The organism is Salipiger sp. PrR003, from assembly GCF_010500785.1.
Lineage (GTDB): Bacteria > Pseudomonadota > Alphaproteobacteria > Rhodobacterales > Rhodobacteraceae > Salipiger > Salipiger pacificus_A.
Genome location: NZ_JAAGOV010000034.1, coordinates 85,779 through 109,911, shown reverse-complemented (window position 1 = coordinate 109,911; position 24,133 = coordinate 85,779). Strand labels below are relative to the sequence as shown.

The window sequence follows — 24,133 nt, the reverse complement described above, 5'->3', positions numbered from 1 at the left end:
GCCGCCCGCATATCTCTTCAGATATCTGCGATGTCAAAGAGCGTGAGAGACAAAACCAGACCAGTGCGCCCTAACTTTCGGCGCACCCGCCTGCCCGTCTCTCGAATTTCCTGTCCGCCTCGTCTGCGCCGGCCCCGCGTTTCCGCTCGCCGCCGCCCCGTCTGGCGTCCCGTCGTGCGCCTCAGCGCCGCCGGTGAGGGGCTATTTACGTATTCCGCACGTGACCCGCAACCCCTTTTTTCATTTTTTGTCGCAAAAAGTACATGGAGGCCTAGAACCGCGTAAAATCCAAGCTCGCAACCGCGCCCGTCCGGCAACCCGTAAGGCCTGCCTCTCAGGGAGACACTCCGAGCGGCAGCGTCCCGCCACATCCCTGAAGGGACTCGATCCGGAGCCCGCACGGGCACGCCGGACCGGGTCTCACCCCAGAAGGCGACCGCGGCCTTGAGCCGGCACGACACCGAAAGCGTCGCCGGCCCGTCCGGGGGTGATTTTCATTCATGTATATGCGGGGCGGTGCTGCGCTGCAAAAGGCCAAGCCCGCAACCGGGTCAGGAGCGCCGAGCGGGGGCGCATAAGATCCGCCGCCAGCGCCACCCCAAGCAGACGCGCGGGCTGGACGCCGCACCCCTTGGCGCTGGAGTTTCAGACACGCACCGCGGGCCTTACCGGCGAGCGCCCGCGACAGCCTTCACAGAGGGGAGCCGCGATGCGACGAGGGCCAGAAAACCAAAACCCCCGCGAAATCCGGAGATTTCGCGGGGGTTTAATGGTGCCCAGGAGAGGACTCGAACCTCCACGACCGTTAAGTCACTGGTACCTGAAACCAGCGCGTCTACCAATTCCGCCACCTGGGCACAGGTGGTGAGGGGGCGTTTAAATATCTCCGCAGGGAGTGTCAACGCAGATTTTTCATTTTGTGCAACTTACCCGAAGGAGCCGCCTTGCCGGGTGCCGGACGGGCCGGTATTCAAGGCCTAGAACCTCGGAGCAGGAGTAGCCAGATGAGCAAGCTCGTCACCATTTACGGCGGATCCGGATTTGTCGGACGCTATATCGCCCGCCGCATGGCGAAGCTCGGCTGGCGCGTCCGTGTCGCCGTCCGCCACCCCAACGAAGCGCTGTTCGTGAAACCCTATGGCTCGGTCGGCCAGGTCGAGCCGGTGTTCTGCAACATCCGCGACGACGCTTCGGTGCGCGCCGTGATGCAGGGCGCCGACGCGGTGGTGAACTGTGTCGGCACGTTCGACGCGCGCGGCAAGAACAGTTTCGATGCCGTGCAGGTCGAGGGGGCGGAGCGCATCGCGCGCATCGCCGCCGAACAAGGCGCCGAGGCGCTGGTGCATATCTCGGCGATCGGCGCGGATACGGAGAGCAGGAGCGGCTACGCCCGGAGCAAGGCGCTTGGCGAAGAGGCGGTACTGGCCGCCTTCCCGGGCGCAATGATCCTGCGCCCCTCGGTGATCTTCGGGATGGAGGACCAGTTCTTCAACCGGTTCGCCTCGATGTCCCGGATGGGTCCGGTGCTGGCGCTGGTCGGCGCGGACCGCAACTTCCAGCCGGTCTACGTGGACAACGTGGCCGAGGCCGCGGAGAAGGGAATCACCGGTGCAGCCGCGCCGGGCGTCTACGAGCTGGGCGGCCCCGAGGTGAAGAGCTTCCGGGCCTTCATCGAGGAGATGCTGACGGTCATCCGCCGCCGCAAGATGCTGGTGAACCTGCCCTACGGGCTCGCCTCGGTGATCGGAGGCGTGTCGGAATTCGTGCAGCGGATCACCGGTGGGCTCTTCACCGCACCGATCACCCGCGATCAGGTCGTGATGCTGCGCAAGGACAATGTGGTGTCGGAAGGCGCCAAGGGGCTGAGCGATCTCGGAATCTCCCCGGTCGCCCCCGAGGCGGTCATGCCCGACTACCTGTGGCGCTTCCGCCCCGGCGGGCAATATGACGCCATCAAGGAATCGGCCGCCAGCCTGCGGGCCGAGTGACACCAGAAAGCCGGCCCCGGGGCCGGCTTTTTCTTTGCCCCTCACCGGGCGCGAAAGGAGACCGAGATGACCGAGCTTCCCCAGATCGGCAGCTGCCGCTGCGGCGCACTGCAGCTCGAGGTGAGCAAGCCTCCGATGATGACCGCCGCCTGCCATTGCCGCGGCTGTCAGAAAATGAGCGCCAGCGCCTTTTCCCTCACCATGATGGTGCCCTCGGACGGGATCAGGGTGATCGCCGGGGAGCCGGTGACGGGCGGGATCAAGGGGCCGCAGCTCGACCACTACATGTGCCGCGAGTGCGGGACCTGGATGTTCACCCGGATCACCGGGATCGAGGCCTTCGTGAACGTGCGCCCCGTCATGTTCGACGTGCCGGAGTGGTCGCTCCCCTTCATCGAGACTATGACCACGGAGAAGCTGGACTGGGCGCAGACCCCGGCGCGACACAGCTACGAAGGCTTCCCGCCCGAGCAGGACTTCCCGATGCTGCTGGAAGACTTCGCCCGGCGGTAAGCGGGCGCCCGGGCCCGGAAACGCAAAGCGGCGCGCAGGGGACTGCGCGCCGCTTACGCATAAAGCCTTCCGACAGGGTCAGAAGTCGAGGTTTTCCACGTTCAGCGCGTTCTGCTGGATGAACTCGCGGCGCGGCTCCACCACGTCGCCCATCAACTTGGTGAACAGATCGTCGGCCTCGGACATGTCGTCGACCTTGACCTGCAGCAGGGTGCGGGCATCCGGATCCAGCGTGGTTTCCCAGAGCTGACCGGGGTTCATCTCGCCCAGGCCCTTGTACCGCTGCAGCGACAGACCCTTCTCGCCCTCTTCGAGGATCGCCTTCAGCAGATCGAGCGGCCCGTAGACCGCCTGGCGGCGATCCTTGCGCTCGAGCGTCGCGGGGGTGCTGTAGACCGCCTGCAGCGCCTGGGTGAAGCTGCCGGTGCGGCGCGCCTCGCCCGAGCGGAGCATCGCGCCGTCCAGCGTACGGACTTCCTCGACGCCGCGCAGAATACGCGCGAGACGGATGCCGCGATCCTGGGTGATCCGGCCCTGCCAGCCCTTCTCGTATTCCAGCGCGATCAGGTCGAGCCGCTGCGCCACCTTGTCGGCGACGCCCTGCAGGTCCGATTCCACCGCGCCGGGCACGAAGCCGCCGGCGATCGCCGCCTGCTCGAGAATGTGACGCGGGTAATGCGTCGGGAAGGCGTCGAGCACGCGCTTGAGCTGGCGCGCCTCGTCGATCACCCGCACGAGATCTTGCCCGGCGATCACCTCGCCGTTGCCGAGCTTCAGGCCGGCGCCGTCGATGCCCTGGTTGATCAGGTACTCGTCGAGCGCGTTCTGGTCCTTTACGTAGACCTCGGACTTGCCGCGGCTCACCTTATAGAGGGGCGGCTGCGCGATATAGAGATAGCCGCCTTCGATCAGCTCCGGCATCTGCCGGTAGAAGAAGGTCAGCAGCAGCGTCCGGATGTGCGCGCCGTCGACGTCGGCGTCGGTCATCAGGATGATCTTGTGGTAGCGCAGCTTGGAGATGTTGAACTCGTCGCGGCCGATGCCGGTGCCGAGCGCCATCACCAGGTTGCCGATCTCCTGGCTGCCGAGCATGCGGTCGAAACGCGCGCGCTCGACGTTGAGGATCTTGCCTTTCAGCGGCAGGATCGCCTGGGTGCCGCGGTCGCGCCCGGTCTGCGCCGAACCGCCTGCGGAGTCGCCCTCGACGATGAACAGCTCGGTCTTCGACGGATCCTTTTCCGAGCAGTCCTTGAGCTTTCCGGCAAGGTAGTTCACGTCCATCGCGGTCTTGCGGCGGGTCAGTTCGCGCGCCTTGCGCGCGGCTTCGCGGGCCAGCGCCGCCTCGACGATCTTGCCGACGATCTGCTTGGCCTCGTTGGGGTTCTCTTCGAACCACTCGGCCAGACGCTCGTTCATCAGGCTCTCGACCGCCGGCCGCACCTCGGAGGAAACAAGCTTGTCCTTGGTCTGCGAGCTGAACTTCGGGTCCGGCACCTTCACCGAGAGCACGCAGGTCAGCCCCTCGCGCGCGTCGTCACCGGTGAAGGAGACCTTCTCCTTCTTGGCGATGCCCGAGGCCTGCGCGTAGTTGTTGATGGTGCGGGTCAGCGCGCCACGGAAGCCGGCGACATGGGTGCCGCCGTCGCGCTGCGGAATGTTGTTGGTGAAGGGCAGCACGTTCTCGTGGTAGCTGTCGTTCCACCACATCGCGATCTCGACGCCGATGCCGTCCTTCTCCCCGGTCATGTAGATCGGGTCGGTCATCACCGGTTGCTTGGAGCGGTCGAGGTACTTCACGAACTCCTTCACGCCGCCGTCGTAGTGCAGCTCGGTCTTCAGCGGCTCGGCGGGGCGCTCGTCCTCGAGGATGATGCGCACACCCGAGTTGAGGAAGGCCAGTTCGCGCAGGCGCTTTTCGAGGGTCTCGAAGCTGTAGTCGAGGTTGCTGAAAGTGCCGGTCGAGGCCAGGAAACGCACCTCGGTGCCCTGCTCGCCCTCGGCATCTCCGACGACGCGCAGATGCTCGACCGTCTCGCCGTGCTCGAAGCGCGCGTAATGCTCCTTGCCGTTGCGCCAGATGCGCAGCTCCAGCCAGACCGACAGCGCGTTCACCACCGAGACGCCCACGCCGTGCAGACCGCCCGAGACCTTGTAGGAGTTCTGGTCGAACTTCCCGCCCGCGTGCAGCTGGGTCATGATGACCTCGGCCGCCGAGACGCCCTCTTCCTGGTGAAGGTCGACGGGAATGCCACGGCCGTTGTCGCGCACCGACACCGAATTGTCGGCGTGGATTTTCACCCGGACAAAGTCCGCGTGACCAGCCAGAGCCTCGTCGATGCCATTGTCCACGACCTCGTAGACCATGTGGTGCAGGCCCGATCCGTCGTCCGTGTCCCCAATGTACATGCCGGGGCGTTTGCGGACCGCCTCCAAGCCTTTGAGAACTTTGATGGAATCCGCGCCGTATTCCTGCTGTGCGCTTGCCGGTTCGGCCATGCCGCGATCCTTCATGATTTTTGTTGGTTTTATACGGTGTTCAAGCAGGATTGTCACGCCGCTGACACAAGATTTGGTGTCAAAGGCCGCGGTTTTCAACCAATGATTGCCCATCCCGTTCGGTGACTTCCAGGTGCTGGGCGCGCGCTCCCAGTTCGGCGAAAAGCTCCGGCCCGGTGCCGGTCATCCAGGCCTGCGCGCCGAGCGCGCAGATCTCGTCGTAGAGCGCCGCACGGCGACCCGCATCGAGATGCGCCGCGACTTCGTCGAGCAACAGGATCGGCGCCGCGCCGGTCTCCTGCGCCAGGGCGCGGGCGTTGGCGAGGATGAGCGAGATCAGCAGCGCCTTCTGCTCGCCGGTCGAACACTCCTCGGCGGGCACGCCCTTGGCCGCGAAGGTGCCGCGCAGGTCGGCGCGGTGCGGCCCGACCAGTGTCCGCCCGGCCGCCAAGTCACGTGGGCGGCTCGCCTCGAGCGCGGCGCGCAGCGCGGCGGTCTCTTCGGGCATGGGCGTGCCCGCGTCCAACAACTCGAGCTCGGCGGCGGGGAACGACGTTTCGGCCCCGGCCTGTGCCTCGGCCAGCCGCGCCAGCGCCGCGCGGCGGTTGGCCTGCAGCGCCGCTCCTGCCTCGGCCATCTGCCCTTCGAGAGCGGCGTACCAGAAGCCGTCGCGCACCTGGTCGCGCAGCAGCCGGTTGCGCTCTCGCATGGCCTTCTCGTAACCCAGCGTCAGCTCGGCGTGGTCGGGAAAGAAGCTCAGCGTCATCCTGTCAAGGAAACGCCGCCGCCCTTCCGGCCCCTCGATCCACAGCCGGTCCATCGCGGGGATCAGCCAGAGCACCCGCGCCAGCCGGCCAAGGGCCACCTGAGGCGCGGCCTTGCCGTCGACCTGTACCTGCCGGGCGGCCCCTGCCTCGGAGCGGAAACTGATCTCGTGCAGCGCATCGCCGGTCTGCAGCAGCCCTTCGATCTTCCACCCCAGCGCCTCGGGACGGCGGACCATCTCCTGCGCCGAGGCCCGGCGCATGCCCCGCCCCGGAGAGAACAGCGAGACCGCCTCGATCAGGTTGGTCTTGCCCGCGCCATTGGGTCCGTAGAGCGCCACCGGCCGCGCATCCACCTCGACCGAGGCGTCCCGGTGCGAGCGGAAGTGCGAGAGGGTGAGGCGGGTGAGATGCAGGGACATGGCTCAGGCGGTAGCGCGGGGACGGGCCCCGCGGAAGAGGGTATTTCCGGAATCACGAAAGGCAGAAGCAAAGCCCCTGCCTTTCAGTGAATATCGGATGCTCAGGGCGGGACCGTCAGACCCGCATCGGCATGACGACGTAGACGGCAGACGTGTCGGTGCCTTCGCGCATGAGGGTCGGATCGCCCGAGGAGTTGAACATGAAGACGGCGTTCTCGCGGTCCACCTGGCTGGCGATCTCCAACAGGTATTTCGCGTTGAAGCCGATCTCCAGCGGCTCATCCCCATAGGCCACGGCCAGCTCTTCCTCGGCGGCACCGCTGTCGGGAGCATTGACCGAGAGGATCAACCGGTCCTCGTCGAGCTGCAGCTTCACGGCGCGCGAGCGCTCCGACGAGACAGTTGCCACCCGATCGACGGCCTTGGCGAACTCGCCCGCGTCGACTTCGAGCCGGCGGGTGTTGTTCATCGGGATGACGCGCGAGTAGTCCGGGAAGGTGCCGTCAATGACCTTGGAGGTCAGCGTGATATCGGGCGTGGCGAAGCGCACCTTGGTTTCCGAGACCGACACGGCGATGTCCATGTCGTCCTCTTCGAGCAGTTTGCGCAGCTCTCCCACGGTCTTGCGCGGCACGATCACGCCGGGCATCTCTTCTGCACCAGCAGGCAGCGGCGCGTCGATGCGGGCAAGGCGGTGACCGTCGGTGGCAACGCAGCGCAGCACCCGGCCCTCTTCGCTCTCGGCGACATGCATGTACACGCCGTTGAGGTAGTAACGCGTTTCCTCGGTCGAGATCGCGAACTTCGACTTGTCGAAGAGCCTGCGCAGGACCTCGGCCTTGGCGGTGAAGTTCGACGAGTACTCGGACGACGCCATGACCGGGAAGTCTTCCTTGGGCAGCGTCGCGAGACTGAAGTTCGAGCGGCCTGCGGCCACGGTCAGCCGGCCGGCGGAGGTGTCGGCGGTCAGCTGGACCAGCGCGCCGTCGGGCAGCTTGCGGACGATCTCGTGCAGGGTCACTGCGGAAACTGTGGTGGCCCCAGCCTGCTCGACCACCGCGGGGGCGCGGTCGAGCACTTCAATGTCGAGATCGGTGGCGCGGAAGCTGGCCGAGTTGCCCTCGGCCTCGATCAGCACATTGGCGAGGATCGGAATGGTGTTCCGGCGCTCGACCACAGATTGTGCCTGGCTGACTGCCTTGAGCAGCGTCGCCCGTTCAATGCTGACTTTCATCGCCCTGTCCCTCGGTTGGCCGGTGGGGCAGCTTGGCGCATCTGCGAAGCCGCTCCAAATTCTTTTGCAGATTGATCCGACGGATTGCCTGCAGCGTCAAGGCCGCGGGGCCGCCCTTGGGCAGCCCCGTTCCCAAATGTGGTCGTGCGGTCTCAGGCTTCGAGCGCGCGGCGCAGAAGCTCGATGTCGTCGGCGATCTGGCTGTCCTGCATGCGCAGTTCCTCGATCCGCTTCACCCCGTGCATGACCGTCGTGTGGTCGCGCCCGCCGAAGCGGCGGCCGATCTCGGGAAGCGAGCGGGCGGTGAGCTGCTTGCACAGGTACATCGCCACCTGCCGCGGGCGCGCGAAGTTGCGTACGCGCTTGGGGCCAATGAGATCGGAAAGGCGGATGTTGTAGTGATCCGCCACCTTGCGCTGAATCTCCTCGATCGAGATCTTGCGGTCCGAGGCGCGCAGCACGTCGGCGAGGCAATCCTGCGTCAGCTCCATGGTGATGGGCTGGCCGACCAGCGAGGCAAAGGCAAAGAGGCGCGTCAGCGCACCTTCGAGCACACGCACGTTGGTCGAAATGCGATGCGCCAGGAACTCGAGGATGCCATCGTCGAGCTGCAGCGACGGGTATTGCTTGCGGTAGGTGTCGACCTTCGACTGCAGAATGCCGAGACGCAGCTCGTAATCGGTCGGGTGCAGGTCGACCACGAGGCCGGACTGCAGACGCGAACGGATGCGGTTCTCCAGATCCTTGATCTCGTCCGGCGCGCGGTCGGCCGAGATGACGATCTGCTTGTTCTGGTCCACCAGCGCGTTGAACGTGTGGAAGAACTCTTCCTGCGTCGAGTCCTTGCCGGCGATGAACTGCACGTCATCGACCATAAGCACGTCGACCGAGCGGAACAGCTCCTTGAAGTCCATCATGCGGCGCTCGCGCAGGGCCTGCACGAAGCGATACATGAACTGCTCTGCCGACAGGTAGAGCACGTTCAGGTCGGGGCGGCGGTTGCGCAGCTCCCAGGTGATCGCGTGCATCAGGTGCGTCTTGCCGAGGCCCACGCCGCCGTAAAGGAACAGCGGGTTGAAGGTCACGGTCTCGGCCTCGGCAACGCGGCGCGCGGCGGCATGGGCGAGCTCGTTGGGCTTGCCGACGATGAAATTATCGAAAGTGAAGCGCGCATCAAGCGGCGCGCTCGGCAGCAGGTCGCTTCCGCCCTGTGCGGATTGGCCGTTGGCCGCATTGGCCTGGGCCGGCTGCTCGGGCTGCGCCGAAACCGGGCGTGGGCTCGGACGGCCCGCTGCCGGACGCGGCGCGTTGCTGACCCGGAATTGCAGGCGGCGAACCTGCGAATCCAGCGTGGAGATCTGCGACAGCAGCAGGTCCCCGAAATTCTGCGACACGTAGGTGCCAATAAAATTCGTTGGTGCTAGGAAGACCGCCACCCCGTCGGCTTCCAGACCTTTGTATTCGAGGGGCTTGATCCAGGTTCGGTAGTTGTTTTCCCCGATCGTGCTGCTCAGCCTGTCTTGCAGCGCGCCCCATTGTTCCTGCGTCATTTATCCCCGCTCCGTCTTTTCACCGGTTCTTCCTATGTCCCTTTGGGCAACACACACACACGCGCCCAATTGAGCCACCGATGGGGAGCAAATGCAGGCCCCATGCCGAAACGGCATGAGTCAGGAAGAGAAGTCTCTGTCCCAGTGACATAGCACGCATAAAGGCTCCCCGGGACTCCCAGCATCCCGAAGCGACCCAGCAAGGCGCACTACTCACCCATTTTACAATTGGACTGGCAGGATGAAATCATCCCGAAATCGGCATCTGTTGATCAGACGACCGAAGCGACGAAGACCTTTCCACGATTCCCGTGGCGTGATCCGCGATTGCCTGTCCCCCCAGCGACGTGACTCGCTCGATGAAATTACTCCTGTTCCGAGAAGAGCAGCAACCGAACTTCAAACTTGACTCAATGGAATCCGAAAAAAGAATCTCGGCCTTCAAAATATGGTGTGAGTCATGAAAAAAGGCACCACCAATGGCGATGCCTTTTCGATCACACACCTATTAAGTGTGTCATTTCAGCCTGACACTTGACGTGCTCAGGCGAGCGACTTCACCCGCGAGGAGAGACGCGACATTTTGCGCGAAGCAGTGTTCTTGTGGAAGACACCCTTGGTCACGCCGCGCATCAGTTCGGGCTGAGCTGCGGCGAGAGCTGCGGTGGCTGCGTCCTTGTCGCCCGAAGCGATCGCTTCCTCGACTTTGCGCAGGTAGGTACGGATGCGCGAACGGCGTGCCTTGTTGACGGCGTAACGCTTCTCGTTCTGACGTGCGCGCTTCTTGGACTGGGGCGTATTTGCCATGATGATCGGTCCTATGTGTCTGTGGCCGACAAGGCCTGGGTCTGAATTTCGGACGTGCAATATCCACCAGACCCGGATCTGTCGTCGCCGGACCGATTCTTGCCTGAGCGGGCATCACACGCATGTAGGCGGGGCGCATAGCCCATTTTCCGCCGGTTGCAAAGGCCCCAGCGGCACTTCTTGGGGAAATGGGGGAGAATCGGCTAGGATCGCCCTCCCACGGCCCTCGCCGCGGGACACTCCAGACTGAAAGGAGGAGTCAGCCATGAACGCAATGCAGATCAACGAGGCCGCACAGGCGCTCTACCGGGCGCATGGGGCCCGGGCCGAGGCCGAGGCCGCCGCAAAGGTGCGCGAGAACGAACGCCGGGGTGCCGCCGAGGAGGCGCAGACCTGGCGCGCCATCCAGGAAGCGATCCGCCAGACGCGCGGCCCGCTGCAGTCCTGAGTGGCCCGGGCATGAAAAAGGCCTGTCCCCGCGCGGACAGGCCCGGCTTGCGATGCAATCGCTTCAGCGGTCGCGGAACTGCGGCGTCCGCTTCTCGAGGAAGGCAGACATGCCTTCCTTCTGGTCCTCGGTGGCAAAGAGCGAATGGAACAGGCGGCGCTCGAAGAGCAACCCCTCGTCCAGCGTGGTCTCGAAGGCACGGTTCACCGCCTGCTTGGCGGCAATCGAGGCGAGCAACGACTTCTCGGCAATCTTGGCCGCGGCGCTCTGCGCCTCTTCCATCAGTTGCTTGACCGGCACGACGCGGCTTACCAGCCCCGACCGCTCGGCCTCATCAGCATCCATGAAACGCCCGGTCAGGTGCATGTCCATGGCCTTGGCCTTGCCGACGTAGCGCGGCAGGCGCTGCGTCCCGCCGATCCCGGCGATAACGCCAAGGTTGATCTCGGGCTGGCCGAATTTCGCGGTTTCCGACGCGATGATGAAGTCGCACATCATCGCCAGCTCGCAGCCGCCCCCGAGGGCGTAACCGCTCACCGCGGCGATCACCGGTTTGCGCACCTTCGCGACAGCCTCGGTGGCCGGCTCGAAGAAGTCTCCGAGGAACATCTCGACGAAGGTCTTTTCCGACATCTCCTTGATGTCGGCCCCGGCGGCAAAGGCCTTGGCCGAGCCGGTCAGGATGATGCAGCGCACCTTGTCATTGGCATCCGCCTCGGTCAGCGCCTGCGCGAGCTCGCCAAGAAGCTGGCTGTTCAGCGCATTGAGGGCATCCGGGCGGTTCAGGGTGATAGTGGCAACGTCGTCGTCTACTTCGACGATAATCGTCTCATAGGCCATGACTGTCGGGCTCCCGTCCGTTGGCATTGTCGCGCAGCCTTACCAACTTGCCCCCTGCAATCAAGTTATCTTTGGCAGCTCGGACAGTAGAAGGAAGAGCGCCCGGATTGCACGATCCTGTGAATGATGTTGGCGCAACCGTCCCCGCGGCAGGGCTGCCCTTCGCGTCCGTAGACATCGAAGCTGTGCTGAAAATATCCAAGTTCTCCATCGGCTTGCCGGAAATCTTTGAGCGAGGAGCCGCCCGCGGAAATGGCGTCCGTCAGCACGTGCCGGATGATCGGTACGAGCGCCGAGATGCGCTTTTCCGAGATTTGGTTGACGCGGCGTGAAGGACGGATGCCGGCGCGGAACAAGGCTTCGCAAACATAGATATTCCCCAATCCGGCAACAATCTTCTGGTCCAGCAACGCCGTCTTGATCGGCATGCTGCGCCCCTTCAACGCGGCCACCAGATGGGATTCGCTGAATTCATTGCCCAGCGGTTCCGGCCCGATCGCCGCGAGCAGAGGATGCGCCCCGGCGGTCGCCGTCTGCATCAGGTCCATCGCCCCGAAACGCCGCGGGTCGTTGAACGTCACCCGCGCGCCGCTGGCCATTTCAAAGACCACGTGGTCGTGCTTTTCCGGCGCGGGATGGTCATGCACGAAGCGCCCCAGCGGATCGCCCGAGACCAGCATTCGGCCCGACATGCCGAGATGGATCAGAAGGGTCTCGCCGGTGTCCAGATCGGCAAGGATATATTTCGATCGCCGTCGCAGCCGCAGCACCCGCGCGCCGGTCAGACGCTCGGCCATACGCTCGGGGAAGGGCCAGCGCAGATCGGGCCGGTTCACCTTGGCCTCGGCGATCACCTCGTTTTCCATCACCGGGGCAAGCCCGGCACGAACGGTTTCCACCTCGGGAAGTTCGGGCATCACGGATCCTTTCCACTGGGCCGCATTGCAGCGCGGCGCGCGGGCTCTATAAGGAGTGTCGGACACAGGACGGCAAGGCCCATGACCAAAGAGACCGGAAAAACCACCCACTTCGGGTTCACCGACATCCCTGAGGAAGAGAAGGCCGACCGCGTACGCGGCGTCTTCGGCTCGGTCGCGTCGAAATACGACGTGATGAACGACGCCATGTCCTTCGGCATCCACCGCGTCTGGAAAGATGCGATGATGGACTGGCTGGCACCGCGCCCCGGCTCGAGGCTGCTCGACGTGGCGGGGGGCACCGGCGACATCTCCTTCCGCTTTCTCAAGCGCGCGGGCCACGGCCATGCCACGGTCTGCGACCTGACCGAGCCGATGCTGGTCGAGGGACGCAAGCGCGCCGAAGCGGGCGCCATGGCCGAGCAGCTCGACTGGGTGGTCGGCGACGCGATGGCCCTGCCCTTCGCCGACAACACCTTTGACGTCTACACGATCTCCTTCGGCATCCGGAACGTGACCCGCCCGCAAGAGGCCCTGAACGAGGCCTTCCGCGTGCTGAAGCCGGGCGGACGGCTCATGGTGCTGGAATTCAGCCAGATCCCCAACGAGCTGATGCAGAAGGTCTACGACCTCTATTCCTTCAACCTGATCCCGCGCATGGGGCAGGTGATCGCGGGCGACCGCGACAGCTACCAGTATCTGGTGGAATCGATCCGCAAGTTCCCCGATCAGGAAACCTTCCTCGGAATGCTGCGGGCTGCGGGCTTCGCCAACGCCAAGTACCGCAACCTGAGCATGGGGATCGCCTGCCTGCATTCGGGCTGGAAGATCTGACATGAAGGGTCCTCACAACATCTGGCGGCTGGTGCGCACCGGCGCCACCTTCGAGCGCACGGGTGCGATGGGCGTGGTGCTCGACGCAGTAGAGGCCCCGCCGGCCCTGCGCGCTGCCGCCCGCATCCTCGCCTGGCCCTTCAAGTGGTTGGGGTACGAGGGCGACCCGGCGATGCCGCCGGTGACCCGCGCGCTCTCGGCGCTCGGCCCGGCTTACATCAAGTTCGGCCAGGTGCTCTCGACCCGTCCGGACGTCGTCGGCGAAGAGCTCGCCAACCAATTGCGCGTGCTGCAGGACAAGCTGCCCCCCTTCCCGGTCGAGGCTGCCAAGGCGCAGGTCGAGACCGAACTCGGCGTGAAGGTCGACGAGGTCTTCTCCGAGTTCAGCCCCCCCGTCGCCGCCGCGTCGATCGCGCAGGTGCACAAGGCGCGGCTCGCCGAGACCGGCGAGACCGTCGCCGTGAAGGTGCTGCGGCCCGGCATCGAGCGGGCTTTCCGCAAGGATATCGATGCCTTCTGGCTCGCCGCCGATGCGATCAACTTTCTTTCGCCGGCCTCGCGACGGCTGCGCCCGCGCGACGTGATCGCCCATTTCGAGGGCGTGGTGAACGGCGAGCTGGACCTGCGACTGGAAAGCGCCTCGGCCAGCGAATACGCCGCCAACACCGTGGACGATGAGGGGTTCCAGCTTCCCGAGGTGGTCTGGGGGCTCTCGGGCCGCCGGGTGATGACGATGAGCTGGGCCGAGGGCGTGCCGCTCGGCGACAATGCCGCCATCGACGCCGCCGGTCACGACAGGGTGGAGCTCAGCGAACGGGTTCTTCAGCTCTTCCTCAACCACGCGCTGCGCGATGGATTCTTCCACGCCGACATGCACCAGGGCAACCTGAAGGTGGCGCCGAACGGCGACATCATCGCCTATGACTTCGGCATCATGGGCCATATCGACGAATACACCCGCCGGGTCTACGCCGAGATTCTCTACGGCTTCATCCGCCGCGATTACCGCCGCGTCGCCGAGGTACATTTCGAAGCTGGCTACGTTCCCGCCGACCAGGATGTCGACGAATTCGCCCGCGCGCTGCGTGCCGTAGGCGAGCCGATTTTCGGCATGGATTCGACCCGCATTTCCATGGGCCGCTTGCTCAACTACCTCTTCGAAGTGACCGAACGCTTCGGCATGGAGACCCGGACCGAGCTGATCCTGCTGCAGCGCACGATGGTGGTGGTCGAGGGCGTGGCCCGCTCGCTCAACCCCCATATGAACATCTGGAGCGTCGCGCGACCTGTGGTCGAGCAATACATCAAGACCTCCATCGGCCCCCGCGCCGCGCTGCGCGACTTTGCCAAGACCGCGCGGGTCATGGCCCGCTTTGGCCCGCGCCTGCCCGGTCTCGTCGAAGAGGCGCTGATCCGGCAGACGCAGGGGCTCGCCGATGAGCTCGAGTCGAAATGGGCCCGGCGGCTCGGCTGGGGCATCGGTGGGCTGCTCTCCGGCGCCGGGATCACCTTGGTCCTCCTGTCGATCTTCTGATCTGTCGTCCTGCGCCGCCCGTCACTCGGTCGGGCGGCGCAGCGCCACGACCTTGGTCGCCTCGATCTGCCAGCCGCCCTGCAACGTGAGCAAAAAGCCGCCTTCCGCGCGCCGCACCTCGTCGATGCGCATGTAGGATTGCGCCGGACGCGTCTCGGCAAGCACGCCTTCGTGGTAAAGCTCGACCTCGGCATGATAAAGCCCCTCCGGCAGGGGCGCGCCGCCAAGGTCCGTCCCGTCCCAGAGATAGCGGTCGCTCCCCGGCGTGAGCGACAGCCGGTTGCGCTCCGCGCCACTCGAATCGCGCAGCACGAGGATCGCGCTCTGTGCATCTTCCGGGAGATCGACATCGAAGGCGACCGCGGAGCCGTCGAAATAAGTGGTCCCCGCGACCAGCGACTCGAGTCCGATCCAGGAGGCCAACCGCTCGAATCCGCCGTCGCTGGCGAGTCCGGTCAAGCCGGTCAGCAAATCGTTGGTCAGCACCTGCTGCTCCACCGCCGAGAAGCTGGCGAGCTGCGACGCGTATTCGGTGGCGTCGACCGGATTGAAAGGGTCCTGGTTCTGAGCCTGGGTGGTCAGCATTCTCAGGAAAGTGTCGAAGTCGCTGGTCAGCGTTGACCTGCTGCTCCCGATCGCCACGGCGCTCGTCGCGCCCGCCGACGTCTGCGCGGCCGTTGAAATATCCACGTCTGTCTCCTTTGCCTAGAGCCTGAGGTCGAGCCCCGCCGCAGCAACGCGAGCAGGGGCCTTTGCCTGCGGCGCGCCTTGCGCCGCCGCCCCGTCAGGGACGCGGTGGTCCGGCCTGCCCGACCGCCCCTGCGAAGCGCCGCCGCGCCGCTGGCCAGAGAAACTGAGAGTGCTGCCCTGGTATCCCGCCTCCGTGAGCAAGCGCGCCAGCTGGTCCGCGTTCCGGCGCAACAGGTCGAGCGTATCCGGCCGATCCGCGCTCACTTGCAGCGCGACCCCGTGCTCGGATATCTGCATGTGGAACCGCACGCGGCCAAGTTCCTCGGGCTCGAGCTGCACTTCGAGTTTACCGCCGCTGCCGGTGACAATCGCTTCGGCGAGCTGCCGGACCGGCGACGGCAACGGCTGCCCACGGGCCGCCGCCAGCTGCTCCCGCGGCGATATCGCGTCTTTCGCCATGACGGCCTGCGTCGAGTCCCCCGAATGCGAGGCGACAGCTGGCTCGCGTGGATCGCCCTCCCATGCGAGCTGCGTCCGTTTCCCGTCCGAAACCCCGATCTCCCCTGCCGATGCCAGCGTGAAAGTCGGAGACACCGTCGCGGCCGTCACAGGCCGAGAGCCGGACACGGGCGCCTTGTCCAGGCTCACCTGACCCGGCGCGCTGGAGGCCCCCAGCGCACTTTCGGGGCGCTGCGACCTTGCTAAGGTCTCCTCATTCGGGATCGCCGATCTTACCTCTCGTCCTGTGTCTGGCCTTGGCAGGAACCCTGCGAGCACCGCGACATGTGGGCTTGTGGGGCGTCCATCATGCGGAAATGTCTTTCGTTGAAAGCCATCCGGCGCCGGAGCCGCATCCGCAGCGTTGATTCTCAATTTCGACCCGGCGCTGCGTGTTGGGATGGCCCTCGGATCAATTGGAGGGCGGGGCGGCTCGTGCCCATGAGCGACCGGCCCGGCCTGGTGCCGTGGCTGGCGCGAGGACCGGCCGGATTGGTCCGACGTCGCGGGACCCGCGTGTGGCGATAGGCCCGCCGGAGCCCGGGAGTCCGGCAACGTCCCTGTCTCCCGATCTCCGGACACCATGCCTGCGGAGCCAACCGCTGCGCGCTCGGGCGTCCGGGTTCTGACCCGCGGCGCGAGCATTGGCCCTGTCTCCGTCCCGCCTTCACCCTCAGCCAACACGACGTCGCCCGGTCCTTTCGAGCGTCCTTCCGCGCCGCTCTGAGCCCCGATGGGGCGCTCGGCAGGCTCGTCGGAGCGTTGGCACGCCGAGGCGCCCTCTCCGCCGTCTAAGACCGGACCGACCCCGGATCGGGAAACGCCCGAGCTGGCTTGCCCCTCGAGCGGGAGCCTATGGCCTGCACCGACGCCCGCAGAACGAGGTTCAGGGCTCGTCACGTCGTCACGCGTGGCGGGGGCGACCCCCGCAGCGACACCAAGCCACGGTCCGGCTTCCGTTCTGCCAACCTCCGGCGCGGCGCGAGGTGTCCTGATCGCGTGTCTCTCAGAAGACCGGGCGACGCCGGGGCGCGCGTCGAGCAAAATATCCGATGCCTTCTGCCGAGGCGCAGCCAGATGCGCACCTTGGCCACTCCCGGCGGACCGCTCGCGGGTGCGAGGTGCGCCCTCGGGGACCGCCGCCTCCTCTGCCGTCTCCCTCCTCCGGATTGGGGCGATCCCGACCCGGCGCACCTCCTGCGGATTGGCGGTGTCGAAGACCTGCTCCACCTTCTCGACCGGGACACTGACCACCCCGGGCACAGCGTCTGCGTCGGACAGCGTGTCCAGCGCCCGGTCAAGAGGGGACAGTTCTGGCCCCACCCCCCCTTCGTCCCCTGGGCGGGGCGCGGGGTCTTCGCGCTCTGCGGCGCCTTTCTTGACCTCCAGTTCCCCCGCCTCGACCGCCGGCGCATCCGGCCGCCCGGGCATCGCGACGTCGCGAAAGGTCGCCTGAAAATCGGCCTGGGGGTCACCGGAAAGGACGCTCCCCTGCGGCGGCGAGTCACCTTGTTGTCCGGGCATCGCACCAGCGGACCGCAGTTCTTGCAGATTTGGAAGCATCGCCTGCATCGGGAACATGCTGTCGACCCCTGGTCATCCGATCTTCGAAGACGATATCCGGGGACCCGCTAAGAATACCTTTACCGAGACTATTTTAAGCATCGTGGAGAGCGCTTCGACGAATCGACAGGAGCAAGTCCATGATAGACCAGACTGGTCCGGCGACCGCAGCACCCAACCGCCTGCTGAACCGCCTGTTTATCTCGCAGATGCTGCAATTCTCGGGGGCCTTCGAGACGCGCGGCCTCTTCGGCGGCGGCGCGGGAGAGGCGCAGTTCGCCTCCTTCCTGCGCGACGAATACGCCAATCGGCTCGCGGACCGGGTGGCCCTCCTGCCGACCCAGCCCAGCCGGACGCCGCGGGCGCCGTGACCGCCCCTTCCCGCCGCACAACGCCCGGCGACCCGGCAGAGGCGCGGCTTCTGGCCGTGCTCGAAGCCGAGCGGCGCGCGCTGCTCGCCGGCGAGCTCGCGCAGCTTTCCGAACTTGCGCGCAGGAAGGAAGCCTGCCTTGAGCTCTATGCCGCGGACCCATCGCGCTTGCCGCACCGGGCGCCTCGGCTTCTCGCAGCTCTGCGTCGCAATCAGAGGCTGCTGGAGATGGCGCTGCAGGGGCTCGCCGCGGCGCAGGGCAGGCTTGGCACCTGGCAGCGGCTGGGGAGACAGATGGACACCTACGACCCGAACGGACGCAAAACGAGGATCGGCCCGGGGCCGGCGGGCCGCATTCAAAAGAAACTTTAGACACTGAGGCCTCGAGCCGGGGCAAATTCGCAGCTGACTTAGGCTTGGCTTAACATCTTCCTCTCTAGGGTGAGCTGGCATCCAGAGCTGGATGGCGCAGGGGGGCAGGGCTCCTGGCTGCTTCGTCAGAACGACGTCCCGAGAGGTTTCGCCCCTCTCCCCGTGGCGCAGATCAGCGCCAAGGGAAGAGTGTCCTGCAGGACAAGGGGTCGGGACCGGAGACAGGAATGGCGCAAAGCGCCACATTCAAGGACGAAAAAGATGTCTAGCATCCTGACGAACAACGGCGCGATGGTCGCGCTGCAGACCCTCAAGTCGATCAACATGAACCTCGCCAGCACGCAGGGCGAGATCTCGACCGGCAAGAGCGTGGCCACCGCCAAGGACAATGCGACCGTCTGGATCACCTTGGCGTTCGAGGAATAGGCCCGCTGTGTCTGGATCATGTCGGTCAGCTCATGCGCCACGTCGGTGGTGGATTCCTCGCGCGCGTAGGACTTGATGTCGCCGGTCGGCCCGTCCCCCGCGTCCCAGAGGAAGTAAGAGCCGCTTTCCGGCGAGGGCTTGAAGGTCTGGTTGTCCATCGGGATCATGCCGTTCGGGTTCGGCAGGTCGGCGAGCGGAATCTGGTAGAGCGTCTTGCTGACCCCGCTGTCATAGAGCGCGTTGACGAAACCGTTCTCGTCCACCTCGACCGAGACCATATTGCCCACCGGCGAGCCATCCTTGGCGATGGAGATCGGCGCAAAGCTGTTGGACAGCTGCGACAGGCCGATGCTGTCGCCGACCGCGCCGATGTCGACCTCGATCGGCCCGCCGGCCACGGTCACCGTCATCTTGCCCGTGGTGGCATTATAGGCACCGCCGGAGACGGTGGTGACCGTGCTGATCTTGCCGCCTGCCGCGCGGGTGTCGTCGAAAGTGACCACATATTCGCCGATCACGGCGCCGGCGGAGGCGGAATCGGTCATCACGATGGTCCATTCGTTCGACATGCCGGTCGCCGGGACCGTCGGCGTGAAGGTCATCGCGATGTTCTGCGACACGCCGAGATTGTCGAAATATTCCACCGACAGCGTCTCGGAGGCTCCGTCGGAATCGGACATCGTGGCGGTGGCGGGCAGATTCAGGCTCATCTCCACCGCGGTGGTCGGGTCGCCCTGCAGGTTGAGGCTGAACCGCACCGGCTCGAGTCCGTCGACCGTATCACGCGGGAAGTTCGGGATGGTGCCGTCGATGTCCGCCGGCCAGCCCATGAGGAAATAGCCGAGTTCATTGGCAAGATACCCTTCCTCGTTGATGCGGAAGGAGCCGGTGGACGTGAGCAGAAGCTCGGGCTCGGTCGGATTGGCCTGGTATTGCGGGCCGCCGACGACGGGCAGCATCCCCCTGCCCCGCACTGCAAGATCGGTGGCGTTGCCGGTGGTCACCAGAGATCCCTTCTGGTCGATCACCCGCATGTTCGAGGACATGACCCCCCCCGCCGTGTAGGAGCGCCCGCCATCGGTCATCACCAGCGCGTTGAACTCCGTCTCGGCCCGGCGATAGCCGTAGGTCGAGGAATTGGCGATATTGTCGGAGATCGCCGCGAGCCTGCTGGCATTCGCGGTCAGCCCCGAGACACCGGCGTTCAAAGACGAAGAGATGGTCATGGGCGCACCTTTCTGCTGTCACCTGTTGCCGTCCCCTGAGCCTACGGACGGCGACTTAACGGCGGGCTAACAGGTAAAATCCCGACCATTTCCGCTGCTGAGGCGAGGCGCTCGGGATTACTTGCGCAGGAAGATCACCTCGACCCGGCCGTTCCGCGTGTCCATCGGGTTCCCGCGCGAGGGTTCGCGGTCCGCGTGGGCGGTGCTGCGGGCGATGCGCGCCTTGGGCACGCCCTCGTCCTGCAACAGCCTGCGCATCCAGGACGCCCGCTCGCCCGAGATGTCCCACGAGCGGTCCCGCGCCAGCACGATCGGCGCCGCGGGCACGTGGCCCTCGACGGCCAGAGGGTTGCGCACCGTCCGGCTCGCCCCGGCGATGATCTGTGCCAGCCGCCGCAGCAGGAAGGTCGGGCTGCCGTCCTGAGCAAAGAGCCGCGCGTCGGGGGTTTCGAAGAGTTCCACCACCAGCCCCTCGTCGGTGACCCGGGTCACCACGTGGCGCATCAGCCCGTCATCCACCATGCTCTCGCCATGGCGCCCGGTGAGCCGGTCGCGCAGCTCCTCGAGCTCCGCCGTCTCGGCCGCCTCGGGGTCGGACTCGCCCATGGTCTCGCTGCCCCGCGCCGCGTCCTTCTCGGTCGCCTCGAGCGCGGTCGAGCCGGTGCCCATGCGCGGCAGCACGTTCTCGGAAAAGGTGCTCTCGCCGCCCATCAGCCCATCCCCGCCGCCCGAGATCCGGGCCACGGCAATGGTCGGGTTGAAGTAATCCGCAAGTCCCTTGCGCTGTTTCTCGGTCGTCGCGTTGAGCAGCCACATGAGCATGAAGAAGGCCATCATCGCCGTCACGAAATCCGCGTAGGCGACCTTCCAGGCGCCGCCATGATGAGCATGGCCGCCGCCCTTCTTCTTCCGCTTGATGATGACTGGCGCGACATTGCTGTCGGCGGCCATATCCATCCCCTTCCAAACACCCCGCACCGGGAATAGCCCGCGCGCTGTTACCCCTGCCTTAAAATTTAGAAATCTTCCGAAAATCCGCCCTGGTCCCGACCACCACGGCGCCCGCCAAGCGGAACCGCGCCGCAACCGTGCCGCAGAACCCACAGCAGCAACCCTGCGGCAGGTGATCCATGGACAGGGCCGTGGTTTGGCTCTAGCTCTGGGGAAAACACGAAAGCGAAACGAGGACGTGATGGCACGACGGGCAGGTATCGCGGCACTTCTGGCCGGGGCGACGGCGCTGGCGGGGGCTGCCCATCCGGAGACTGTGCCGAGTTACAATCTCTATGGCTTGCCCGGGCTCGTGGACATGCCCGACGCCAACATGTCGCCCGATGCGACGCTGGGGCTGACCTTCGGTCGCATGGGCACCGCCAACCGCGGCTCCGTCAGCTTTCAGATCGCACCGCGGCTCGTGGGCACCTTCCGCTATACCGGCATCGGCAGCTTCGATCACCGCGCCTCGGTGGACGGGGTCTATTACGACCGCAGCTTCGATCTGCGCTTCCAGCTGCTGACCGAAGGCGACTGGCGCCCCTCGGTGGTCGTGGGTCTGCAGGATTTCATCGGCACCGGCATCTACAGCGGTGAGTACATCGTCGCCACCAAGACGATCACCCCCGGGCTGCAGATCACCGGCGGCCTCGGCTGGGGCCGTCTGGCCAGCTACAACGGGTTCGGCGGCTTCGGCACCCGCTCCGAAGAGGTGCTCGACGAAGGCGGCCAGCCCACCACCGACCGCTGGTTCCGCGGCGATATCGCGCCCTTTGGCGGCGTCGCCTGGTCGCCGGACGACCGGCTGACGTTCAAGCTCGAGTATTCCTCGGACCAATACGATCTCGAGCGCGAAAACTCGACCTTCGATCACAATTCACCGATCAACATTGGCATGGACTACCGCTTCAAGGGCGGCAGCCAGCTCTCGCTCTACTATGCCTACGGCAGCACGATCGGCGCCCAGTACACCTATACGATGAACCCCAAGACGCTTGGCGTTCCCGGCGGTGTCGAGAGCGCGCCGCTTCCGATCAAGCCGCGTACCGGCGCCGAGGCGCGCGATCTTGGCTGGACCAGCGACCTCGCCGCGACCGAGGCCACGACGCAGGCCCGGCTTGCGCGCAGCCTGAAGCGCGAGAAACTGGAGCTCGAGGGCTTCCGTCTGGAGCCGCATCGCGCCACGCTGCGGCTGCGCAACGAGACCTATGGCGCCACCTCGCAGGCCGTGGGCCGCGCCGCACGCTCGATGAGCCGGATCATGCCCGGCTCTGTCGAGGAATTCGTGATCATTCCCTCGGAAAAAGGGGCCCCGGCCTCGGCGATCACCCTGCGCCGCTCGGATCTCGAAGCTCTCGAGAACGAGGCCGCGACCGAGATGCTGGTGCGCGCCCGCTTCGGCGAGGCGCCCGCTGACACCCCGGCGCAGGAACTGGAAAGCTACCCCAAGTACCTGTGGTCGCTGGCGCCCTATTACGGCTATGCCACGTTCGATCCGGACGGGCCGCTGCGGCTCGATCTCGGCGCTTCGCTGCGTGGCACCATCGAGTTCACGCCGAACATCGTCCTGAGCGGCTCGCTCAACAAGAAGATCGTCGGCAATCTCGACGAGGTGACCCGCGAGTCCGAATCCAGGCTGCCGCGCGTGCGGACGGATTACGCCGAATACGCCCGTCAGGCCGACCCGCGCATCCCGCGCCTGACGCTGGGGTTCTATGGCAAGCCCGCGGCGCAGCTCTACAGCCGCCTGACGCTGGGCTATCTCGAGCCGATGTACGCCGGCGCCTCCGCCGAGCTGCTGTGGAAACCGGCCACCAGCCGTTTCACCCTCGGCGCAGAGCTCAACTACGTCGAGCGCCGCGACTTCGACATGCTCTTCGGACTGCAGGGCAACGAGACCACCGACCCGGTCACCGGCATCACCCGCAGCTTCCCGCATGTGAACGGCCACGTTTCGGCCTATTACGACTTCGGCAATGGCTACAACGCGCAGCTCGATGTCGGCCGCTACATCGCCGGCGATGCCGGCGCGACGGTGACACTCACCCGCGAGTTCGCCAACGGCTGGCGGATCGGCGCCTTTGCCACGAAGACCGATGTCTCGGCCAAGGACTTCGGCGAGGGCTCCTTTGACAAGGGGCTGCTCTTCACCATCCCGGTCTCTATCGGCACCGGACAGCCTTCGCGCAACGACAGCACCCTCACCATCCGCTCGGTGCAGCGCGACGGCGGCGCCAAGCTGGCCATCGACGACCGGCTCTACGAGCGCATCCGCGAAAATCACGAGCCCGACGTGGCCGCCTCCTGGGGAAGGTTCTGGCGATGACCCTGAAGACCACCTGCCGCGCCGCGCTTCTGGGCGGGCTGATCGCCGCGCTCGCCGGCTGCGGCAACGACGACCGGCGCGACCCCCTGCTCGAAAGCGCCTACAGCAGTCTGTTCGGGCCGAGCGACGAGGACAACAAGCCGATTTCCGATCAGGAGATCGCAGCAACGCTCGCCGCCACCGACCTGCCGGTGCTCCGCCTGCGCATCGAAGACCGCAAGTCCGAAGCCGTGGCGCTTGAAATCGAGCGCAACGGAGAGCACCGGACCTATGGCACCGCCAGCCGCCAGGCCATCGTCCTGCGCCACGGCATGATCACCGCGACGCGCGGTCTCGGCGGCGACCTGATGTCGGTCGAGGAAGATGCGCTGCTGCGCCTCGTGCGCGCCCGCAGCGCCGGACAGGCGCGCTACGTCCAGCGCTTCCTGACGCCGGAGGATGTCACCGAGGTGCTGACCTACAGCTGCAGCGTGACCCCGCAGCAGCAGGTCGAGGTCATTCCGGGTGTCTCGGGCATGGCCGTCCGTGCCGCCTGCAGCAGCGAGACGGAGCCGGACTTCGCCGATGTCTACATCGTCGATGCCGGGGGCGAGATCGTCGGCGCGCGGCAATGGCTGGGCGAAACCACCGGCTACGTCACCCTGCAACAGTTGCGGCGCTGATCAATGCAGACCGACGCGCCTGACCACGGTCGCCGCCATCAGGCGCAGATCGTAGCACAGGCTCCGTCGGCGCGCGTAGATCAGGTCGAGCCGGGCCTTGCGCGGCACGCAGCGGCGGCAATAGACCCCCTCGGTCTCGTCGGCATCGCGGCAAGGCGCCAGCAGGCGCTCCTCGGTGCGGTGAAAGGCCAGCGTGGCCAGACCCGTCACCCCCGGCCGTGCGCGCAGCACCTCGGCATAGAGCTCGGGGAACATCTCGGTGTAGCGGCGCAGCGGCGGGCGCGGGCCGACAAAGCTGATGTCACCACGCAGGATGTTCCAAAGTTGCGGCAGCTCGTCGAGCCGGTGACTTCTGAGAAATTTTCCCGTTTCCGAGATCCTGTCGGTTTTGTCCCCGCCCGAGACGCCGCGGTCGCCCGCGTCCGGGCGCATGGTGCGGAATTTCCAAAGGCGGAAGCCCCGGTCCGGGCTGCGCATGCGCTCGGAAAGATAGAACACCGGCCGACCGTCGCGCAGCAGGAGCACGAGGCAGATACCAAGGATCAGCGGCGACAGCAGGACGAGCAGCAGCGCGGCAAGGCAAATGTCGAGCACGCGCTTCGAAACCGTCATTCCCATCTGTCTCCTGCAAGCAATCGCGCACCGCGGCGCGAAGAAATC

At 65.9% G+C, this 24,133-nt stretch carries 20 protein-coding genes, 1 tRNA gene and 2 pseudogenes; 10 read left to right on the top strand and 13 right to left on the bottom strand.

Features of this window, described 5'->3' with window-relative positions; all coding sequences use genetic code 11:
- Window positions 1-770: 770 nt before the first annotated feature.
- Window positions 771-857, bottom strand: a tRNA-Leu gene (locus tag G0D83_RS10185).
- A 147-nt stretch (window positions 858-1,004) separates the two neighbouring features.
- On the opposite strand from G0D83_RS10185, the gene G0D83_RS10180 reads away from it, so the two are divergent.
- Complete coding sequence (locus tag G0D83_RS10180) at window positions 1,005-1,988, top strand: complex I NDUFA9 subunit family protein (protein WP_164192956.1); 984 nt, start codon at window positions 1,005-1,007, stop codon at window positions 1,986-1,988.
- Between the two features lie 66 nt (window positions 1,989-2,054).
- The gene (locus G0D83_RS10175; protein WP_164192953.1) at window positions 2,055-2,501 is read left to right on the top strand and encodes a GFA family protein; all 447 of its coding nucleotides are present in this window, start codon (window positions 2,055-2,057) and stop codon (window positions 2,499-2,501) included.
- Window positions 2,502-2,579: 78 nt separating this feature from the next.
- Here G0D83_RS10175 and gyrB read toward each other — a convergent pair whose 3' ends face one another.
- The 5 genes from gyrB to rpsT form a co-directional block, all read right to left on the bottom strand.
- Entirely contained in the window at window positions 2,580-4,997 is a 2,418-nt protein-coding gene (gene gyrB, locus G0D83_RS10170; RefSeq protein WP_108964271.1) for a DNA topoisomerase (ATP-hydrolyzing) subunit B, read from the bottom strand.
- A 79-nt stretch (window positions 4,998-5,076) separates the two neighbouring features.
- Complete coding sequence (gene recF / locus G0D83_RS10165; protein ID WP_164192949.1) at window positions 5,077-6,183, bottom strand: DNA replication/repair protein RecF; 1,107 nt, start codon at window positions 6,181-6,183, stop codon at window positions 5,077-5,079.
- A gap of 115 nt (window positions 6,184-6,298) precedes the next feature.
- Window positions 6,299-7,417 (bottom strand): DNA polymerase III subunit beta, encoded by a 1,119-nt coding sequence (gene dnaN / locus G0D83_RS10160; protein WP_108964269.1) that lies wholly within the window; start codon window positions 7,415-7,417, stop codon window positions 6,299-6,301.
- 152 nt (window positions 7,418-7,569) lie between these two features.
- Window positions 7,570-8,967, bottom strand: a complete 1,398-nt coding sequence (gene dnaA, locus G0D83_RS10155) for a chromosomal replication initiator protein DnaA (RefSeq protein WP_108964268.1) — start codon at window positions 8,965-8,967, stop codon at window positions 7,570-7,572.
- A gap of 543 nt (window positions 8,968-9,510) precedes the next feature.
- Entirely contained in the window at window positions 9,511-9,774 is a 264-nt protein-coding gene (rpsT, locus tag G0D83_RS10150) for a 30S ribosomal protein S20 (protein WP_108964267.1), read from the bottom strand.
- A 265-nt stretch (window positions 9,775-10,039) separates the two neighbouring features.
- Here rpsT and G0D83_RS10145 point away from each other — a divergent pair, with 265 nt between their 5' ends.
- Complete coding sequence (locus G0D83_RS10145) at window positions 10,040-10,222, top strand: hypothetical protein (RefSeq protein WP_095882428.1); 183 nt, start codon at window positions 10,040-10,042, stop codon at window positions 10,220-10,222.
- 63 nt (window positions 10,223-10,285) lie between these two features.
- On the opposite strand, the gene G0D83_RS10140 is transcribed toward G0D83_RS10145, so the two are convergent.
- A complete protein-coding gene (locus G0D83_RS10140) occupies window positions 10,286-11,062 on the bottom strand; it encodes an enoyl-CoA hydratase (protein WP_164192946.1) in 777 nt (258 codons plus the stop codon).
- A 65-nt stretch (window positions 11,063-11,127) separates the two neighbouring features.
- Window positions 11,128-11,979 (bottom strand): bifunctional DNA-formamidopyrimidine glycosylase/DNA-(apurinic or apyrimidinic site) lyase, encoded by an 852-nt coding sequence (gene mutM, locus G0D83_RS10135; RefSeq protein WP_108964265.1) that lies wholly within the window; start codon window positions 11,977-11,979, stop codon window positions 11,128-11,130.
- An 81-nt stretch (window positions 11,980-12,060) separates the two neighbouring features.
- On the opposite strand from mutM, the gene ubiE reads away from it, so the two are divergent.
- Window positions 12,061-12,813: a bifunctional demethylmenaquinone methyltransferase/2-methoxy-6-polyprenyl-1,4-benzoquinol methylase UbiE gene (ubiE, locus tag G0D83_RS10130; protein WP_108964264.1), complete on the top strand. Its 753-nt coding sequence runs from the start codon at window positions 12,061-12,063 to the stop codon at window positions 12,811-12,813.
- 1 nt (window position 12,814) lies between these two features.
- Window positions 12,815-14,347, top strand: coding sequence for a 2-polyprenylphenol 6-hydroxylase (gene ubiB / locus G0D83_RS10125; RefSeq protein WP_164192943.1), 1,533 nt, complete (start codon window positions 12,815-12,817; stop codon window positions 14,345-14,347).
- 21 nt (window positions 14,348-14,368) lie between these two features.
- On the opposite strand, the gene G0D83_RS32735 is transcribed toward ubiB, so the two are convergent.
- Both G0D83_RS32735 and G0D83_RS10115 read right to left on the bottom strand, forming a co-directional pair.
- Window positions 14,369-15,037, bottom strand: a complete 669-nt coding sequence (locus G0D83_RS32735; protein ID WP_164192939.1) for a flagellar hook capping FlgD N-terminal domain-containing protein — start codon at window positions 15,035-15,037, stop codon at window positions 14,369-14,371.
- Window positions 15,038-15,052: 15 nt separating this feature from the next.
- Window positions 15,053-15,496: a flagellar hook-length control protein FliK gene (locus G0D83_RS10115; RefSeq protein WP_164192936.1), complete on the bottom strand. Its 444-nt coding sequence runs from the start codon at window positions 15,494-15,496 to the stop codon at window positions 15,053-15,055.
- A gap of 1,742 nt (window positions 15,497-17,238) precedes the next feature.
- Between G0D83_RS10115 and G0D83_RS10110 the strand changes: the two genes are divergently transcribed.
- From G0D83_RS10110 to G0D83_RS32150, 3 genes and pseudogenes are all read left to right on the top strand, one after another.
- Window positions 17,239-17,469: a hypothetical protein gene (locus G0D83_RS10110; protein ID WP_108964260.1), complete on the top strand. Its 231-nt coding sequence runs from the start codon at window positions 17,239-17,241 to the stop codon at window positions 17,467-17,469.
- The gene (locus G0D83_RS10105) at window positions 17,466-17,840 is read left to right on the top strand and encodes a flagellar protein FlgN (protein WP_164192933.1); all 375 of its coding nucleotides are present in this window, start codon (window positions 17,466-17,468) and stop codon (window positions 17,838-17,840) included. The genes G0D83_RS10110 and G0D83_RS10105 overlap by 4 nt, the downstream gene beginning before the upstream one ends.
- A gap of 261 nt (window positions 17,841-18,101) precedes the next feature.
- Window positions 18,102-18,242: pseudogene (locus tag G0D83_RS32150) on the top strand (flagellin); the annotation flags it as partial.
- On the opposite strand, the pseudogene G0D83_RS10100 reads toward G0D83_RS32150, so the two are convergent.
- Together G0D83_RS10100 and G0D83_RS10095 are read right to left on the bottom strand one after the other, a co-directional pair.
- A pseudogene (locus tag G0D83_RS10100) lies at window positions 18,233-19,492 on the bottom strand (flagellar hook protein FlgE); the annotation flags it as partial. The pseudogenes G0D83_RS32150 and G0D83_RS10100 sit on opposite strands and share 10 nt — an antisense overlap.
- Window positions 19,493-19,609: 117 nt before the next feature.
- Entirely contained in the window at window positions 19,610-20,443 is an 834-nt protein-coding gene (locus G0D83_RS10095) for a flagellar motor protein MotB (protein WP_164192927.1), read from the bottom strand.
- Between the two features lie 241 nt (window positions 20,444-20,684).
- Between G0D83_RS10095 and G0D83_RS10090 the strand changes: the two genes are divergently transcribed.
- Together G0D83_RS10090 and G0D83_RS10085 are read left to right on the top strand one after the other, a co-directional pair.
- Window positions 20,685-22,811 (top strand): YjbH domain-containing protein, encoded by a 2,127-nt coding sequence (locus G0D83_RS10090; RefSeq protein ID WP_164192923.1) that lies wholly within the window; start codon window positions 20,685-20,687, stop codon window positions 22,809-22,811.
- Window positions 22,808-23,473, top strand: a complete 666-nt coding sequence (locus G0D83_RS10085) for a YjbF family lipoprotein (RefSeq protein ID WP_164192919.1) — start codon at window positions 22,808-22,810, stop codon at window positions 23,471-23,473. The genes G0D83_RS10090 and G0D83_RS10085 overlap by 4 nt, the downstream gene beginning before the upstream one ends.
- Here G0D83_RS10085 and G0D83_RS10080 read toward each other — a convergent pair whose 3' ends face one another.
- Window positions 23,474-24,085: a sugar transferase gene (locus G0D83_RS10080; RefSeq protein ID WP_164192915.1), complete on the bottom strand. Its 612-nt coding sequence runs from the start codon at window positions 24,083-24,085 to the stop codon at window positions 23,474-23,476.
- Window positions 24,086-24,133: the final 48 nt, after the last annotated feature.

What these genes read in the sequence shown, in the direction of transcription:
- G0D83_RS10115 (WP_164192936.1), bottom strand. Translation starts at nt 15,496, where the DNA reads ATGGCGAAAGACGCGATATCGCCGCGGGAGCAGCTGGCGGCGGCCCGT.
- G0D83_RS10140 (WP_164192946.1), bottom strand. Translation starts at nt 11,062, where the DNA reads ATGGCCTATGAGACGATTATCGTCGAAGTAGACGACGACGTTGCCACT.
- gyrB (WP_108964271.1), bottom strand. Translation starts at nt 4,997, where the DNA reads ATGGCCGAACCGGCAAGCGCACAGCAGGAATACGGCGCGGATTCCATC.
- G0D83_RS10180 (WP_164192956.1), top strand. Translation starts at nt 1,005, where the DNA reads ATGAGCAAGCTCGTCACCATTTACGGCGGATCCGGATTTGTCGGACGC.
- recF (WP_164192949.1), bottom strand. Translation starts at nt 6,183, where the DNA reads ATGTCCCTGCATCTCACCCGCCTCACCCTCTCGCACTTCCGCTCGCAC.
- ubiE (WP_108964264.1), top strand. Translation starts at nt 12,061, where the DNA reads ATGACCAAAGAGACCGGAAAAACCACCCACTTCGGGTTCACCGACATC.
- rpsT (WP_108964267.1), bottom strand. Translation starts at nt 9,774, where the DNA reads ATGGCAAATACGCCCCAGTCCAAGAAGCGCGCACGTCAGAACGAGAAG.
- G0D83_RS10085 (WP_164192919.1), top strand. Translation starts at nt 22,808, where the DNA reads ATGACCCTGAAGACCACCTGCCGCGCCGCGCTTCTGGGCGGGCTGATC.
- G0D83_RS10095 (WP_164192927.1), bottom strand. Translation starts at nt 20,443, where the DNA reads ATGGCCGCCGACAGCAATGTCGCGCCAGTCATCATCAAGCGGAAGAAG.
- G0D83_RS10080 (WP_164192915.1), bottom strand. Translation starts at nt 24,085, where the DNA reads ATGACGGTTTCGAAGCGCGTGCTCGACATTTGCCTTGCCGCGCTGCTG.
- dnaN (WP_108964269.1), bottom strand. Translation starts at nt 7,417, where the DNA reads ATGAAAGTCAGCATTGAACGGGCGACGCTGCTCAAGGCAGTCAGCCAG.
- G0D83_RS10145 (WP_095882428.1), top strand. Translation starts at nt 10,040, where the DNA reads ATGAACGCAATGCAGATCAACGAGGCCGCACAGGCGCTCTACCGGGCG.
- dnaA (WP_108964268.1), bottom strand. Translation starts at nt 8,967, where the DNA reads ATGACGCAGGAACAATGGGGCGCGCTGCAAGACAGGCTGAGCAGCACG.
- ubiB (WP_164192943.1), top strand. Translation starts at nt 12,815, where the DNA reads ATGAAGGGTCCTCACAACATCTGGCGGCTGGTGCGCACCGGCGCCACC.
- G0D83_RS10175 (WP_164192953.1), top strand. Translation starts at nt 2,055, where the DNA reads ATGACCGAGCTTCCCCAGATCGGCAGCTGCCGCTGCGGCGCACTGCAG.
- G0D83_RS10090 (WP_164192923.1), top strand. Translation starts at nt 20,685, where the DNA reads ATGGCACGACGGGCAGGTATCGCGGCACTTCTGGCCGGGGCGACGGCG.
- G0D83_RS10110 (WP_108964260.1), top strand. Translation starts at nt 17,239, where the DNA reads ATGATAGACCAGACTGGTCCGGCGACCGCAGCACCCAACCGCCTGCTG.
- mutM (WP_108964265.1), bottom strand. Translation starts at nt 11,979, where the DNA reads ATGCCCGAACTTCCCGAGGTGGAAACCGTTCGTGCCGGGCTTGCCCCG.